The 15,279-nt window shown below is 70.9% G+C and carries 16 protein-coding genes; 8 read left to right on the top strand and 8 right to left on the bottom strand.

Translation table 11 applies throughout. The features are described 5' to 3' along the window. Position 1: 1 nt before the first annotated feature. Positions 2 to 358, bottom strand: a complete 357-nt coding sequence (locus POL72_RS18840) for a hypothetical protein (RefSeq protein ID WP_272096808.1) — start codon at positions 356 to 358, stop codon at positions 2 to 4. Positions 359 to 787: 429 nt separating this feature from the next. On the opposite strand from POL72_RS18840, the gene POL72_RS18835 reads away from it, so the two are divergent. From POL72_RS18835 to POL72_RS18825, 3 genes are all read left to right on the top strand, one after another. Further along, positions 788 to 2,848, top strand: a complete 2,061-nt coding sequence (locus POL72_RS18835) for a right-handed parallel beta-helix repeat-containing protein (protein WP_272096807.1) — start codon at positions 788 to 790, stop codon at positions 2,846 to 2,848. A gap of 191 nt (positions 2,849 to 3,039) precedes the next feature. After that, on the top strand, positions 3,040 to 4,497 hold the full coding sequence (locus POL72_RS18830; RefSeq protein WP_272096806.1) for a fibronectin type III domain-containing protein: 1,458 nt from the start codon (positions 3,040 to 3,042) through the stop codon (positions 4,495 to 4,497). 305 nt (positions 4,498 to 4,802) lie between these two features. Next, entirely contained in the window at positions 4,803 to 5,411 is a 609-nt protein-coding gene (locus POL72_RS18825) for a hypothetical protein (protein ID WP_272096804.1), read from the top strand. Between the two features lie 18 nt (positions 5,412 to 5,429). Here the strand turns inward: POL72_RS18825 and POL72_RS18820 are convergent, their stop codons facing one another. Next, entirely contained in the window at positions 5,430 to 5,741 is a 312-nt protein-coding gene (locus POL72_RS18820; protein ID WP_272096803.1) for an NADH-quinone oxidoreductase subunit D-related protein, read from the bottom strand. A 108-nt stretch (positions 5,742 to 5,849) separates the two neighbouring features. Here POL72_RS18820 and POL72_RS18815 point away from each other — a divergent pair, with 108 nt between their 5' ends. The 3 genes from POL72_RS18815 to POL72_RS18805 all read left to right on the top strand — a co-directional run bounded on the left by POL72_RS18815 (position 5,850) and on the right by POL72_RS18805 (position 7,862). Further along, positions 5,850 to 6,122: a hypothetical protein gene (locus POL72_RS18815; protein ID WP_272096802.1), complete on the top strand. Its 273-nt coding sequence runs from the start codon at positions 5,850 to 5,852 to the stop codon at positions 6,120 to 6,122. A 190-nt stretch (positions 6,123 to 6,312) separates the two neighbouring features. Further along, positions 6,313 to 7,440 carry a hypothetical protein gene (locus POL72_RS18810; RefSeq protein WP_272096801.1) on the top strand — a complete coding sequence of 376 codons (1,128 nt, stop codon included), beginning with the start codon at positions 6,313 to 6,315 and terminating at the stop codon, positions 7,438 to 7,440. After that, complete coding sequence (locus POL72_RS18805) at positions 7,434 to 7,862, top strand: hypothetical protein (RefSeq protein WP_272096799.1); 429 nt, start codon at positions 7,434 to 7,436, stop codon at positions 7,860 to 7,862. Before POL72_RS18810 ends, POL72_RS18805 begins: the two co-directional genes overlap by 7 nt. Before the next feature lie 96 nt (positions 7,863 to 7,958). Here the strand turns inward: POL72_RS18805 and POL72_RS18800 are convergent, their stop codons facing one another. From POL72_RS18800 to POL72_RS18785, 4 genes are read right to left on the bottom strand one after another with little or no spacing between them, the layout of a single operon-like run. Beyond that, positions 7,959 to 9,125 (bottom strand): NADH-quinone oxidoreductase subunit D, encoded by a 1,167-nt coding sequence (locus POL72_RS18800; protein ID WP_272096798.1) that lies wholly within the window; start codon positions 9,123 to 9,125, stop codon positions 7,959 to 7,961. Continuing rightward, positions 9,122 to 9,670, bottom strand: a complete 549-nt coding sequence (locus tag POL72_RS18795) for an NADH-quinone oxidoreductase subunit C (protein WP_272096797.1) — start codon at positions 9,668 to 9,670, stop codon at positions 9,122 to 9,124. The genes POL72_RS18800 and POL72_RS18795 overlap by 4 nt, the downstream gene beginning before the upstream one ends. A gap of 30 nt (positions 9,671 to 9,700) precedes the next feature. After that, positions 9,701 to 10,249 (bottom strand): NADH-quinone oxidoreductase subunit NuoB, encoded by a 549-nt coding sequence (gene nuoB / locus POL72_RS18790; RefSeq protein ID WP_012241670.1) that lies wholly within the window; start codon positions 10,247 to 10,249, stop codon positions 9,701 to 9,703. Next, the gene (locus POL72_RS18785; protein WP_272096796.1) at positions 10,246 to 10,749 is read right to left on the bottom strand and encodes an NADH-quinone oxidoreductase subunit A; all 504 of its coding nucleotides are present in this window, start codon (positions 10,747 to 10,749) and stop codon (positions 10,246 to 10,248) included. Before POL72_RS18785 ends, nuoB begins: the two co-directional genes overlap by 4 nt. Before the next feature lie 168 nt (positions 10,750 to 10,917). Here POL72_RS18785 and POL72_RS18780 point away from each other — a divergent pair, with 168 nt between their 5' ends. Together POL72_RS18780 and POL72_RS18775 are read left to right on the top strand one after the other, a co-directional pair. Then, positions 10,918 to 11,739 carry an undecaprenyl-diphosphate phosphatase gene (locus POL72_RS18780; RefSeq protein ID WP_272096795.1) on the top strand — a complete coding sequence of 274 codons (822 nt, stop codon included), beginning with the start codon at positions 10,918 to 10,920 and terminating at the stop codon, positions 11,737 to 11,739. Positions 11,740 to 11,833: 94 nt separating this feature from the next. Further along, the gene (locus tag POL72_RS18775) at positions 11,834 to 12,976 is read left to right on the top strand and encodes a mannose-1-phosphate guanylyltransferase (RefSeq protein ID WP_272096794.1); all 1,143 of its coding nucleotides are present in this window, start codon (positions 11,834 to 11,836) and stop codon (positions 12,974 to 12,976) included. A gap of 5 nt (positions 12,977 to 12,981) precedes the next feature. On the opposite strand, the gene rsmI is transcribed toward POL72_RS18775, so the two are convergent. Together rsmI and POL72_RS18765 are read right to left on the bottom strand one after the other, a co-directional pair. Then, positions 12,982 to 13,860, bottom strand: coding sequence for a 16S rRNA (cytidine(1402)-2'-O)-methyltransferase (gene rsmI / locus POL72_RS18770; protein ID WP_272096793.1), 879 nt, complete (start codon positions 13,858 to 13,860; stop codon positions 12,982 to 12,984). A 3-nt stretch (positions 13,861 to 13,863) separates the two neighbouring features. Next, a complete protein-coding gene (locus tag POL72_RS18765) occupies positions 13,864 to 15,147 on the bottom strand; it encodes an RNA polymerase factor sigma-32 (RefSeq protein WP_272096792.1) in 1,284 nt (427 codons plus the stop codon). Positions 15,148 to 15,279: the final 132 nt, after the last annotated feature.

Below are 15,279 nucleotides of genomic sequence, written 5' to 3'. Positions count from 1 at the left end.
TTCACTTCTTGTCGGCGCCGAGCTCGACGCCCTTGGCGATCGCGGCCGAGACGAGGGCGTCCTGGCCCATGACGTCGATCGCCTTGTCGTGCATGCGGATGACGCTCTCGAGCTGCCCCTCGTCGAGGCTGTCGAAGGACGAATTCGACGAGACGCTGATCGAGCTGACCGAGGAGAAGCACCCGCTCGTACAGGCGGAGCTCAGCGGCACGGCCTGGAGCGTCTCGTTGCTCTTCTCGCTGATCTTCTTGAGGGTGAGCTCGAGGCGCTGCACGCCGGCCTTCGTGTCGACGACGTCGGTCGCGCCGGCGGTCGTCTGCGTCTCGAACATCGACTCGGTATTCTGGATGGTGAGCATGGCAATCTCCTTACAGACGTTGACTACGTATCGACGCGCGCGGTCGCTCGCGAAGATTCGCGAACGACCGCGCGCGCCCTCTCGGATGCGCTCCGAAGAGTCCTTGAGGTCCAAGGCGGCATGTCGCCCGTGACACCCCGTGATCGTCGAGCCGGACAGCGAGCGTGCCTTCCGGCGCCGCTCCAGCCCCGAAGCTCGCGGTTCTTCCAACCTTCAAGCAACGCGCATGCCGCGGGGCCCGAGCTCACGACCGCAGCCCGGGACCGGCGGAGCGGCGCCCGGGGCGCGGGCGGCATCCCCACGATGCTGCCCTCGATGCGCAACTACGCGCGCAAGTGAGCGAGGTTTCGCTCAACATGCGCATGCGTGTCTCCGAGGGCGCCTCGGGCACGAGGAGCGCGTATCGTTCCCGCGAGGCACCGAAGCACCATGCGTCAACACCGGCTCGCCCTCTCTCTCCTGCAGATCGCGCTGCTCACGGCGTGCGTGCAGCGCCTTGAACCTGACGACGGCGCCGGGACGGACGCCGGGCCCGCGTTCCCGTGCCCACCGGGCGCGGTGGAGACCGCCACGGGCTGCGAGCCGGCGGGGGTCCCGCCCGGGCGGTGCGGGAGCGGCTTCACGCCCGACGGAGCGCAGGGCTGCGTGCCCGTCCTGCCGGCGGAGGCGGGCCCGCCAGGTCAGATGGCCGTCCCCGGCGAGGCGGCGTGGCGTGAGGTCGCTCCCTGCGGGACGGGCCCGTGGGGCGACGCGCCGATCGATGAAACGACCGAGTTCGTCGACGCGTCCTACGCCGGGGCGGACAGCGACGGCACGGAGGCCAGGCCGTGGACGACGATCCAGGACGCGATCGACCGCGCGGCCGAGGGCTCGGTGATCGCGATCGCGGAAGGCAGCTATGTCGAAGAGCTGCTGATCTCAGGGCAGCCCGTGCGGCTCTGGGGCCGGTGCCCCGCGCGCGTCGAGATCGTCGGGCCGCCAGCGGCGATCGCCGTCCAGGTCGACAGGGGCGCGAGCGCCACGGAGATCCACGACCTCGCTGTCCGCGGGCAGGGCATGGGCCTCGGTGTGGCGAACGCGCGCGAGGTCTTGGTCGAGCGGGTCTGGATCCACGATACCAGCGATGTCGGCGTCCTCGCCGCAGGCCTGGAGTTCAAAACGAGCCTGACCTTGCGCGGGGCGCTCGTGGAGCACACGACGGGCGCGGGCATGGTCGTGGCCGACGCCGCCGTGACGCTGGAGGGCACGGTCCTGCGCGATATCGATCTCGCCACCGGGGACCCGGGGCACCCGTTCGACGGCCATGCGATCGCGATGCAGGTCGAGTCGTTCGAGCGCCGGGCGAGCGTGACGGCGCGCTCCGTCGTCATCGAGCGCGTCGGGGGGCTCGGTATCAGGTTCTCCGGGGCGGACGGCGTCATCGAGGACAGCGTCGTCCGCGACGTCGCCTGGCTCGCCGCGGAGCTGCCGGGCACCGGGCTCGCGGCGACCCACATCCCGAGCTTCGATCCGGGGACCCTCACGGTCCGGGGCAGCGTCCTGGAGCGGAACCACACCGCCGCCATCGCGATGATCGGCGCGGAGGCGACCATCGAGGCGACGGTCGTGCGCGACACGGGCCTGGCGCTGACGGAGGGCGATCCTGGCCACGGCATGGGCCTCTACACCGAGCCGAGCCGCGTCGACGACCGCCCCGCGCGCGTGGCGCTGCGGCACGTCCTCGTCGAGCGGAGCCGCGAGAGGGGGGTCGTCGTCAACGGCTCCGACGTCGAGATCGATGGCCTCCTCGTGCGGGAGATCCTCCCCGGCGCGCCGGACTACGGCGCGGGGCTCGAGATCGCGCACGATCAGCGGCGCGCGAGCGCCCAGGTGCGCGGCAGCGCGGTGGAAGGCAGCTACGGGATGGGGATCGCCGTCTTCGGGGCCGACGCGACCCTGGACTCGACCGTGGTGCGCGACACGAGGCCGCTGCCGTCGAACGAGGAAGTCGGCCGGGGCGTCAACGTCCAGTCGCTGCCCGACCTCGGCGAGCGCGGGAGCGCGCGCCTGAGCAACGTCCTGATCGAGCGGAGCAGGGACGGCGGCATCTTCCTCAGCGACTCGGACGCGACCGTCGACTCGACGACGATCACGGACACCCTGGGCCGCGCGCTCGACGGCGGGAACGGCCACGGCTACGGCATCATCGCCTACAACAACGAGACGGGTCAGGCGGACGCCCTCGTCCGGGACAGCGTGATCGAGCGGAGCACCGCGGCCGGCATCTACAACGTCGGCGCGACGGTGCGGCTCGCGTCGACGACCTTCACGTGCGAGCCGCTCTACCTCGTGAGGTACGTCGATGAGCGCTCCCCGGCGGTCTACGAGGATCTGGGCGGGAACGTCTGTGGCTGCGATGGCCGCACCATCGACTGCAAGGCGGAGCCGACGCGCCTCGAGCCCCCCCGCGCGCTGCCGCCGCCTCCGCCTCTGCCCGAAAGCGAGGACTGAGGGCCCCCGTCGAGGTCTGCGAGGCGTCGCATAGGCGTGAGTCTCCGTGGGCCTTCGGCGCCGCGGCGCTCGCTGGTCTCGAGCTTGCATGAGCAGGAGCAGCGAGCATCGCATCGCCCAGGTTGCCGACGAGGAGCGGGACGGTCTGCTCGCGTCGCCCGAGGCGATCCTCGAAAGAAGGGGACTACGTCATGTTCTCGAACCAGCACTTCAGCCGATCGGTTTCCATCATGTCAGCACGGGAGGGACGGCGTGGTGCGCGCACGCTGGGATTGATGCTCACGGCGCTGAGCCTCACGGGCACCGCGTTTGCCCTGCCCCCTTTGCCGCCGCCCGGCGAGGGCGGGCCGGTGATCGACCCTGTGGATCCCTCGACACAGCCGCCCGCGGCACCTTCCGGTATCAGCGTCGGCACGCGCACCGCGACGACGGTGGCGCTGTCCTTCCGCGACTCTTCGCCCTACGAAACAGGCTATCAACTGCAGCGGCGCGGCGGGGGCTCGACCAGCTGGGTAACGCGGCGCAGCTTTGGCGCCCTGAGCTCTGGCGCGACAGCCAGTTTCACCGATTCGGGCCTCACCCCGGATACGTCCTATTGCTATCGTGTGCGCGCGTACAACGAGTACGGCCAGCGCTTCTCGCCGGAGCGCTGCGTATTCTCGCGCGACGGCCGGGGGTATCGAGTCTGGCGGGCGCAGCTCGAGGTGCGCGTGGCCGATCGCAGCGACGCCAACACGGATGACGCGGTGTTCGCGCGTCTGAACGGCGGCGCCGTGCCGTCCGGCAACATCACGTACATGGACTACGGGCGTGACGACTTCGAGCGCGGCAGCACGTTCACGTACGACCTGAACCTCGACTCCATCGACGACATCGGGGACATCACGCAGATCACCCTGTCCAAGGACGGCGACGACGCGCTCTGCGTACAAGGCTTCTCGCTCCTGGTGAACGGCATGGAGGTCTTCGATCGCGACTTCGGGGCTGCCTCCAGCTGCCACTGGCTCGACACCGACGGCGGCCATTCCCCGACGCTCACCGTCACCCATGCGGAGCTACGCGCTCATCCGGCCTGGGCGGGCTACAACCACACCGCCGCCCAGTTTCTGCTGGCGTTCGGCATCCCCAACGAGGAGCTGGTGAGCCGGGTCGAGGCCCTGGTCGGCGACTCGCTGCACGGGGAGGATCTGTACTGGGGCAACCTGTACGGCCCTGCCGTGGAGATCACCCGCGGCTGCCCGGCGAGCGAAGCCGGGTGCACGACGGCCCACGTCGACCTCGATCTGGCCTACAGCACATGGCTGCCCGACCCCGAGGTGGACGTCGATTTCGATCTGGACTTCGTGTGCGCTGACGGCGCGCTCAGCATCGTCACGAGCAACCTCGAGGTCGATGCGGACTCCGATTGGTACTATGAGGTCCTGGGCCTCGGCCTGCTCGAGATACTGGACTACAAGGTTCGGCGGGGCGTGGAGGCAGCCTGGGAGGAGATTTCGCAGACGCTCGACGTCGGCGCGGAGTGCCGCGTCAACGTGACCCCCGAGGGCGGCCTCTCGATTGAGGCCGTGCCGAGCTCGGGCGGGCCCCGCGTGCGACCGGGGCTCGGGGTTTTCGGGGGCGCCGTCAATTCACCGGTCGTGCGCCCCTGATCAGGTTCGCGCGAACGCCAAGCCCCAGGAGAGCTGCCCTACTTCATCACCTCGCGCGCGCGGGATGGATGACGGACGCCGAGACGCGCGGCCGGGAGAGCGCCTCGGCGCCGCGCGGCGATGCTCGCGCCGCATGGCGCTGTCTTTTTTTCTGACAAGGAAGGAAAAATCGAGCGTGGTCGTAGTATGCTCACGCGCCGCGCGCCTGCCCGGTCGACGATTCAGCCCGCTCGCTTCCTTCGACGGAGCCGTCCTCGAGCGCCGCGCGGACTCTCAGGTGAACATTCTCGATGATGGAGCGCTCGATGACACGGATGAAGCTTCTTGGAATGCTGATGGTCGGGCTCGCGCTCGTTGCGTGCGGCGATGATGGCGAGGAGAGCAATCCCTCCGGCACCGGCGGCACCGGCGGCGCCAGCGGCACCGGCAGCACCAGCGGCACCGGCGGGACCGGCAGCACCAGCGGCACCGGCGGGACCGGCAGCACCAGCGGCACCGGCGGCACGGACGGCAACGGCGGCGACCTCGACGACAAGCAGCTCGGCGACCTGACGGACGAGGAATCGCAGGCGGTGTGCGACGAGATCGCCGCGTCGGCCGGCGGCATCTCGAAGGAGGACGCGTGCGAGTTCGCCGGCTTGGTCGCAGCCGCGCTCGGCGGCGCCGACTGCGCGACCGCCAAGGAAGAGTGCATGAACGACCCCGAGGAGCCCTCGGAAGAGGGGACGTGCCCCACGGACCAGTTCGCGGGGTGTACCGCCACGGTCGCCGAGTACAAGGCGTGCACGGACGCTCAGATCGAGTTCGTCAAGTCGCTCACGTGTGAATCGACCCTCGACCCCTCCGCGGAGCCGCCTCCGGCGTGCCAGGCCGTCAGCGAGAAGTGCCCGGAGCTCGGCGGCGGGGAGCCCTGAGGCTTCCCCCTCGCCCGCTCACCGGTCGATCTCGGGCGCCACGACGTCGAAGCTCGCGATGAGCGCCACGAGGTCGGCCAGGAACAGCCCTGGGCTCTTGGCCTCGATCATCGCCATCGCGGTGAAGCTCCCTGTCCGGAACCGCGCCCGGTACGCCTCCTCCGCGCCACGCCCGATCACGTAACAGCCCATGTCGCCGCGGGCGCTCTCGATGCGAGCGTACGCCTCCCCGTCGGGCCGCATCTTCTTCGGCAGCTTGTCCAGGATGTCGTCCTCCGGGTGCTCGTCGATCTTGTCGAGCGCCTGGCGGGCCTCAGCATCTCTGTCCACCGAAGCGGGCGGCTCTCCGCCATTCGCGCGGGCGGAGCGGAGCTCGCCTCCGAGTTCTCGCCCGCCGGCGAGATCCCGCTCGGGCAGTCCAGGATGCTGGCGCGGAGGGTGGACACCGAGACGATCAAGGCGCGGTTCATGCGGGAGTGGCCGACCGCCCGCGTGCACTGGGAGGAGCCGATGTATGTGATGCCGGACAACAGCGAGGGTACAATCGAGCCGCGCTACGTGTTCGCCTTCTCGATAGAATCTATCTCGGACGGCCAGCAAGTCCTGTCCCGGCGGCGGCACATCGGCTACTCGGTCGAGGATGCAGGCGCTGCCGCGCAGGACTATACGGAGCGGGCGAATCCGGATACGGCCGGCGATGTGAGGAGATAAAGGGTTACAGATGGTTCACGTGCGTGGGCGAAGATCGCGGCTTTACGGCTCGGCGAGGCTCGTCGCAGCGCTGTGTCTCGGCGCGGGTGGGTGTGCGTCGACCGGGCACGACGTTGAGGTGAGCGGAGGCGGACCCCTCATCCATCGGAGCGTCGACCTGGCGTGGCTGCCTGCGCGGAAAGCGGCCTTCGTGACGGCGGTGCACGGGCTGCAGACCGTCGAGATCGTCACGCTGGAGCCTGGCCCGGCCATCACCGCCCTGTCCGCCCCGGATCAGGGAGGGTGCAAGCGATTTCCGGTGGCGCTTGCCTCCCATGACGTGAACGCGGACGGCCTCGACGACGTGCTGATCCTGGATCCCGCGTGCGGAAACTGGATCGCGCTCGGGCAGCAAGGAGGGGGGTTCGGTCCGGCAGCGTGGGAGGATGTGCTTCCCGCGCTGCCGCCGAACCCCTACCTCTATGCGATCCCGATACCGGGAGAGGAACGCCCCGCGATCGTCTCGTCCAACGAGGGGGCGATCGCGGTTGCCCGCTTCCGGGGCGCCTGGGAGCGTATCGACCTCTCCTTCCTCATGCCGTACATGAGCTCGCTGCATGCCTCCGATATCCTCGCGGCGACCGCGCCCCTCGACGCCGGAGGGATCGAGGTAGCGTTCCAGCGAGGCGAGTTTCTTACCATGCTTGCGCTCACGCCTGCGAGCGCGGCCGCAGCAGCCTCGTCCATCGAGGCGCGTATCGACGTTCCTCAGGAGCTCATCGGGGCCCTCAAGCCGCACATCGGGTACGACCATCTCACGAGCTTCGTGCCGGACGGATGCGAACTCTTCGCGCTCGGCGTCGGCCTGTATCCGCCGGAGGCAGGGGACGCTCCGCGCCGTGTTCACGCGCTCCGCCGCGCGGGCGGCTCGTTCGTCGCCGAGCGACTCCCGCTCTCGTGCGACGTGACGACGTTCGCAGTGGTCCATGGCGGGGACGGCCTGGAGCCCGTGCTCGGCGCGGTCGAGCGGTGCGGTGACGATGACGTCTTCGAGCTCGCGCGCATCGTCGGCTGCGGCGAGCGTGTCGAGGTGCTCAGCCAGGCCAAGATCGAGTTCAACTGGCGCGCCGCGCCCGCGCCTCCCAGCTATTCGCGGCCGACGCTGCCCCGCACGAGCGGGGTGAGGCTCATCGCGGATCGACCAGCGCCCACGCGAGTGCGCTTCGTCCATTACGATGGCTTCGATCTGCGGGTCTTCACTGCAGAGGACGGCGATGGCTGGACGATCCGATCCACGAAAACAAGCATGCACGACGATCGCGAGGACGTCTCATGGTAAGCAAGTATCTGCGCACCTGGTTCCCGCGCCTCGTGACGTTCGCGGCGGTCGCCGCGCTCGGGACGGGGCTCTGCTCGTGCAGCTCCAATTCATGCACGACGCACCGCGAGTGCCTACAGTCGCCGGCAGCCGAGGAGGTCGGGCGCTGCACGCCGAAGGAGGCCTATTGCTCCGATGGCGAGTGCGCCGCGTCGTGCGCGAAGCTGTGCACGATCGTCGAGCCGACGTTCGATCCGTGCGGCGCCGGGCTCCTATGCAACGAGTCCGCGTCGCGCCGCGTGGAGCTGCCCTATTGCACTGGCGCACCCATCGAGTGCTCCACCCCGGCGGACTGCCCCCTGTACCTGCCCAGCGATGCCGGCGCGTGGGCGTGCGTCGACGGCGAGTGTCGGTTCCCGGACTTCCGCTACGCGCACGAATGACAGCGCCCGCGCGAGGGGAGCGCTCTCTTTCTCTATCCCTCCGCCTCCCGGTCTCCCTGTCGATTTCTCTCGGGTTCTCGCGGCGTGATCGGTGCTCTACCGGTCGATCTCGGGCGCCACGACGTCGAAGCTCGCGATGAGCGCCACGAGGTCGGCCAGGAACAGCCCTGGGCTCTTGGCCTCGATCATCGCCATCGCGGTGAAGCTCCCTGTCCGGAACCGCGCCCGATACGCCTCCTCCGCGCCGCGCCCGATGACGTAACAGCCCATGTCGCCGCGGGCGCTCTCGATGCGAGCGTACGCCTCCCCGTCGGGCCGCATCTTCTTCGGCAGCTTGCCCAGGATGTCGTCCTCCGGGTGCTCGTCGATCTTGTCGAGCGCCTGGCGGAGGATCTTCGCCGACTCGCGGCACTCCTCGACGCGGACGTAGAACCGGTCCCAGCAGTCTCCCACGGTCCCGTAGCGCCCGCGGCCCACGGGCACGTCGAACTCGAGCTCGGGGTAGACCGAGTAGGCGTCCTCCTTGCGGAGATCCCATTTCACCCCGGATCCGCGCAGGTTGGGGCCGACGAGCCCCCAGTCCTTCGCCTCCTCGGCCGTGACCACGGCGACGTTGGCGAGGCGCTTGATGAAGATGTCGTTCAGGCTGATGAGCCGGTCGAACTCGACCATGATCGGCTCGAAGCGGTCGAGCCAATGCTTCACCTTGTCGGCCCACCCCTTCGGCATGTCGAACGACACGCCGCCGATGCGGTGGTAATTGAAGGTGAGCCGCGCGCCGCACAGCTCCTCGATGAAGTCGTTGATGTACTCCCGCTCTCGCAGCGCCCACGGGAAGGGCGTGACCGCGCCGACGTCCATCGCCATCGCGCCGAGCGCGATCATGTGGCTCCCGATCCGGTTGAGCTCGCAGGAGATGACGCGGAGGTACTGCGCCCGCTTCGGCACCTCGATGCCCATCAGCTTCTCGCAGGCGCTCGCCCAGGCCTCGTTGGCGAACATCGCAGCGATGTAGTCGACGCGATCCGTGTACGGCATGAAGCCGCTGTACGTGCAGCGCTCGCCGATCTTCTCGATGCTCCGGTGCAGGTAGCCGACGTCCGGCACCGCCTTCCGGATGATCTCGCCGTCCGTCGAGATGACGAAGCGGAGCACGCCGTGGGTCGACGGGTGATGAGGCCCCATGTTGAGGGTCATCTCGTCTTCCATCTCGGCGCCCGGCTCCGCGCCCCCGCGGTCGACGCTGAAGATGACCTGGCTCATGACGCCTCCGCGTCCTTCTTCGGGAGCTTGATCTTGAAGAGCTCGACCGGGTTCGGCCGCTGCGTCGGGATGCCGTGGTACTCGGCCTTCTCCTGCCAGTCCTTGCGGAGGGGGTGCCCCTCCCAGTCGTCGGGCAGGAGCAGGCGGCGGAGGTCCGGGTGCCCCTCGAAGCGCACGCCGAGCAGGTCGAAGCACTCCCGCTCCTGCCAGTTCGCCGCCGACCACACGTCGACGAGCGTCGACACCGCCGGGCTCTCCCGGTCGAGGAACACCTTCAGGACGACCCGGTGCTTCTTCGCGTACGAGTAGACGTGATAGACGACGACGATCTTCTTGAGATCGGGATAGTCGACGCCGGTGATGCACTCCAGGTAATCGAAATCGAGCTCCGGCGCCTCGCGCAGGAGCCGGCACACAGGCTCGATCTTCGCGGGCGCGACCTGGAGCCAGGCGTCCCGATCCTTCGGGGACGCGGGGTGGAAGTCGAAGACCGCGTCTTCGCCGAGCTTCGCCTGGAGCGCCTGGAAGATAGCTTCGGGTGACATGGGAGATCCGGGAGGTGTCGAGAGGAGGGCTCAGCCGCCCGTCGCGCCGCGGCGGCCGAGGGCCCGCTCGCTCTTGATCTTCTCCTGGATCTTCAGGAGCCCTTCGAGCAGCGCCTCGGGGCGCGGGGGGCAGCCGGGGACGTAGACGTCGACGGGGATGATCTGATCCACGCCCTTGCAGACCGAGTAGGCGTACTGGAAGAGGCCCCCGCAGTTCGAGCAGCTGCCCATCGAGATGACGAAGCGCGGCTCCGACATCTGGTCATAGAGGCGCTTCACGCGGGTCGCCATCTTGTACGTCAGCGTCCCCGCGATGATGAACAGGTCGCTCGACCGGGGGCTCGGCCGCGGCGCGGCCCCGAAGCGCTCTAGATCACCGCGGGGGCCGCCGGTCTGCATGAGCTCGATGGCGCAGCACGCCAGGCCGAAGAGCATGTACCAGACGCTGTTCGACCGGCCCCAGTTGAGCAGCCAGTTGACGGTCTGATCGACGCTCGTCGTGATGACGCCGCCGCCGTCGCTCTCGTACTTCGCCTCCCACCCGCGGGGCGGGGCCATCAGGTTCAGGTTCGATGTCATGACTCCGCACCTCCCTCGGCGACCGCCCTCTGACCCGGGAGGCCCGCCGGCGCGCCTCCGCTCGCGCCCGCGCGCGGCTGGGCCCGGCTGCTCACGTTCTGGGCCCCGCGCGGATCCCCCTTGATGGAGCGGATCCAGTTGAAATCGCCCTTCACCCAGACATAGGCGAAGCCGAGCATCAGGATGGCCACGAAGAGGAAGATCTCGATCAGCGCGAAGAGCCCGTTGCCCTGGTCCACCCAGCGCTTGAACACCGCCGCGACCGGGTAGATGAACGCTATCTCGACGTCGAAGATGATGTAGACGAGCGCGATGATGTAAAAACGCGGGTTGAAGTTGAACCACGCGGGCCCGACAGGCGCTTCGCCGCACTCGTACGTCTCGACCTTCTCGGCGTACATGTTGTTCGGGCGCAGCAGCTTCCCGAACAGCAGAGAGCCGAGCATGAAGCCGATCGCCACCAGAAAGAACGCGGCAACGCTGGCGTAGGCCATCAACATCGGGCGGAACCTCGCTCGGCTCGCCCCCCTCGCTCCAGGCGAGGAGGGTCGGATCCAGGGTGGTTATGTAGGTGAAAAGCTGAACCGCGGCAAGCCAGCAGACCCTGGCCTCGCCGGCGCTGCTGCTCGGGATCGACAGGACGCGCCGGGCTGGGATATCGCTTGAGCGTGGGTCTCGTTGACGTGACGGTGCTCGCGGCCGTGCAGGGGGCGGCGCAGGCGCTGCCCATCTCGGCGACCGGGCATGGCGCGGCGGCCCGGCTCTGGCTCAGCGCGGCCGACGACGCCTGGGTCGCCGCCGCGCAGGCGCTCGCGGCGGCGGCGGCGCTCGCGCTCGCCGTGCGGCAGCGGCTCCTCCGCGCGCTCGGCGAGGGCGCCCGGGCGCTCGCGAGGCCGTCGCTCTTCAGGGCGTCGCCGCCGGCGCGCGACGCGGCGGGGCTCGCGCTGGGCGCCGCCGTGAGCCTGATCGTCGCGGCGGCGCTCCGTCCGTACGTCGCGCCGTGGCGGGACGCGCCGCTCGCGGTCGGGCTCGGCCTGCTCGCCACCGGCGCGGCGCTCGCGAGCACCGCGATCGCGCCGCGGCGGGACGGCCGCAACGAGGCCGACGCGCCGTCGCTCGCCTGCGCGCTCGCGGCGGGCGCGGCGCACGGGGTCGCGGCGCTGCCTGGCGCCTCGCGGATCGGGGCGGCGCTCGTCGTGCTGCTCTGGCTCGGCGTCCGGCCCGGGCGCGCCGTCGAGCTCGCGCTCACGCTGAGCATCCCCGCGCTGCTCGCCTCGGCGCTCGCCGAGGCGCGCGCGTTCCACGGCCCGGCGCCAGGGGCGGGCGCCGTGGCGCTCGGCCTCCTCGCCGCCTTCGTGAGCGCCGCCGCGGCGGCCTCCGCGCTCCGCGCCCTCGCCGAGCGACGGCGCATCGGCGCGCTCTCGCTGTGGGTCGTCCCCCTCGGCCTCGCGATGGTGGCCTACGCGCGCGCGCTGCACGGCCTCGCCTGAGCGCCCCTCGGCGGCCGCACCGCAATCGTGCGACCCTCTTCGACGTCCAGACCGCCAGGTCCAAACCGCACCTCCACACCGCGGAGAAGCGCCGATGACTCCGACCGACCCCTCCCTCCATGTCCTGATCCTCGCCGGCGGCGCGGGCACCCGTTTCTGGCCGGCGTCGCGCGCCGCGCGCCCGAAGCAGCTCTTGCCGCTGCTCGGCGGCGAGCCGCTCCTCGCCGCGACGGCGCGCCGGGTGCTCCCGCTGTGCGCCCGCGGCGGGGGCGCGGGCTGGGAGCGCGTCTGGATCGCGACCGGCCAGCACCTGGTCGCGCCGACCTGCGCGGCGCTGCCCGAGGTGTCCGAGCGGCGCCTGCTGGTCGAGCCAGCGCCGCGCAACACGGCGCCGTGCATCGGCTGGGCGGCCGCGACCATCGCGCGCGACGACCCCGAGGCGGTCGTCGTCGTGCTCCCGAGCGACCACCACATCGGCGACGTGCCGCGGTTCCTCGAGGCGCTGGGGGCCGCCGTCGCCTCGGCCCAGGGCGGCGCGATCACGACGATCGGCGTGCGCCCCACGCACCCGGAGACGGGCTTCGGGTACATCGAGGCGGAGGAGACCGCCGGAGCCGAGGGCGCGGCGCCCGCGGCGCCCCGCCGCGTGCGGCGCTTCGTCGAGAAGCCGAGCCGCGAGCGCGCGGTGGAGTTCGTGGCGAGCGGCCGCTTCCTCTGGAACGCGGGGATGTTCATCTTCCGCGCGGGCGACATGCTGGCCGCGATCCGCGCCCACCTGCCGGCGCTCGCCGCGGGGCTCGACGAGATCGACCGCGCCGCCGCGCTCGGCCCGGACGCCGAGGCGGAGGCCGTCCTGCGGGTGTTCCCGGGCCTGCCGGCCGTCAGCATCGATCACGGCGTGATGGAGCACGTCGCCGGGCTCGCCGTGGTGCCCGGCGACTTCGGCTGGAGCGACGTGGGCAGCTGGCAGAGCGCCTGGGAGCTCGCCGACAAGGACGAGCGAGGCAACAGCGCGCCCGCGGGGTCGGTGCTGATCGACGCGCACGGCAACCACGTCGTCGATCTGCGCGCGCGCGCCGCGCCCGACGATCGCCGGGTGATCGCGCTCGTCGGCGTGGAGGGCCTCGTGGTCGTCGAGACCGACGACGCGCTGCTCATCGTGCCGCGCGATCGGGCCCAGGAGGTGAAGCACGCGGTCGACGAGCTGAAGGCGCGAGGGCAGGGCCGGCACACGTGAGCGCGCTACCCGCTCGGCTCCCCCCGCCGCGCCACCGCCCGCGCGTAGATCTCGCGCCGCGGTAGCCCGAGCTCCACCGACAGCTCCTCGGCGATGTGCTTGGCCCGCCTCCCCTGGGCGAGCTCCCGATCGATGCGCGCGTCGAGCTCCTCGTCGCTCGGGCGCGCGCCCTCCGCGGCCGGCGCCGCGGGCGCGAGCACCAGCGTGATCTCCCCGAGCCACTCCCGCTCGATCGCCGCGAGCTCCTCCACGCTGCCGCTCAGGATCTCCTCGTGCACCTTCGTCAGCTCGCGCGCGACGACGGCGCGCCGCCCGGGCATCCGCTCGGCGAGGTCGGCGAGCGTCTCGCGGAAGCGCCGCGGCGACTCGAACAGCACCACCGCCTCCGGCGTCGACGTGACGAGGGCCAGCGCCTCGCGCCGCTCGCGCCCGCCGCGGGGCAGGAACCCGACGAAGCGGAAGCCCCCCGTCACCAGCCCCGACGCGCTCACCGCCACCATCACCGCGCTCGGCCCGGGGATCGCCACGACGCGCGCCCCGGCCTCCGTGGCCGCGCGCACGAGCGCCGTCCCCGGATCGCTCACGACCGGCGTGCCGGCGTCGGTCATGAAGGCGATCGACTCGCCCGCCGCGAGCCGCGCGGCCGCGCGCGCCGCGTCGGTCTCGGAGGCGTGCGCGTCGAACCGGTCGACCGGCTTGCCCGAGACGCCGAGGTGGCCGAGGAGCGCCCGGGCCCGCCGCGTGTCCTCCGCGAGGATGCGGTCCGCCCCGCGCAGCGTCTCGACCGCGCGCAGCGTGATATCGCCGAGGTTGCCGATCGGCGTCGCCACCACGTAGAGGCACCCGCGATCGCTCGACCCGCCTTGCTCGCCGCCGCTCGACACGGCCTAGTCCATCTCGACGGCGTCGCCGAGCTCCTCCTGGAGGTACGTCCGCAGCTTGGACTGGAGCCGCGCCTCGAGCTGGCGCACGCGCTCGCGCGAGATGCCGAACTCGTTGCCGAGCTCCTGGAGCGTGAGCGGATCCTCGGCGGCCATGCGCTTGTCGAAGATGATCACGTCCTTGCCCTTCAGCGTCTCGCGGAACTTCGAGAGCCGATCGTGGACGAGCCTGCCCATCTCGCTCGCCTCGAACGCGGTGTCCGGGCTCGCCCCCGACGACACGAGCAGCTCGACGCGCGGGATCGTCCGGCCCTCGAGATCGCCGACCGGGGCGTCGAGCGAGGCCTCGCCGCTCGAGAGGCGGCGGTCCATGTCGACGACCTCCTTCTCCTCGACCGACAGGCGCTTCGCGATCTCCGCCGCCGTGGGCTCGATGCCCATCGCCGAGAGCTTCGCCTTCTCCTTGTTGAGGTTGAAGAAGAGCTTCCGCTGCGCCTGCGTCGTGCCGAGCTTCACGAGGCGCCAGTTGTTGAGGATGAAGCGGAGGATGTACGCGCGGATCCACCAGGCCGCGTACGAGGAGAGCTTCACGCCGCGGTACGGATCGTAGCGCTTCACGGCCTGCATCAGGCCGATGTTCCCCTCCTGGATGAGGTCCATGATGTTCTTGTAGGCGCGCCGGTACTCGTACGCGAGCTTGACCACGAGCCGCAGGTTCGCCGTCACGAGCCGCGCGGCGGTCGCGACGTCCTGCGTCTTCGTGTACTTGATCGTCAGCTCCTTCTCCTCGTCCGGCGTGAGCAGCGCGTGGCGCTGCACCTCGCGCAGGTAGGCCTGCAGCGGGTCCGTGCGCGACAGCGCGACGTCACCGCCGCCGCGGCCCTCGCCGCCGCTCGCCCTCGCGGAGCGCGGGAGCTCGATGTCGTTCACGTCGAGGCTCGCGTCGTCGATCACCTCGCCGACGACCTCCACGACGTCGCCCTCCTCGACGTCGCCCGTCCTCGCGGCGCCGCTCTCGGGCGCGCCGTCCGCCTCGTCGTCGTCCTCGCGCGGGCCCTCGTCGTCGCTCGCGGCGGGCTGCGCTTCGACACGCGCGCGCCCGCCGTCCTTCGCGGAGGAGCGCGCGCGGCGCTTCGCTGCGGGCCGGGGGCCCGCCTCCGAGTCGGGCCGGAGGTCCGCGCCTTCCTCCTCCGCTCCGGCCTGGAGCCCCGCCTTCGCCACTCCGTCGGGCTGGGGCGCTCCGGTCCCCTTCGTTCGCTTCGTTCGCGGCTCGCTCTTGCTCTTCGCCACCAGGACCTCGTCCTCGAAGTTCTAGTACAGGCCCGCCGCACCGCGCCACCTGCGCCGGCGCGCAGGCGCTTCGCGATCCGGAGGCTACCCGCTCCGAGATCCGCAGGTAAGGAAGACAGCGCGCGGGATCGG

It is taken from the genome of Sorangium aterium (assembly GCF_028368935.1).
GTDB classification, from domain to species: Bacteria; Myxococcota_A; Polyangia; order Polyangiales; family Polyangiaceae; genus Sorangium; species Sorangium atrum.
Note: the sequence above shows the minus strand (reverse complement) of the source record. Positions and strands in the feature narration are given on the sequence as shown.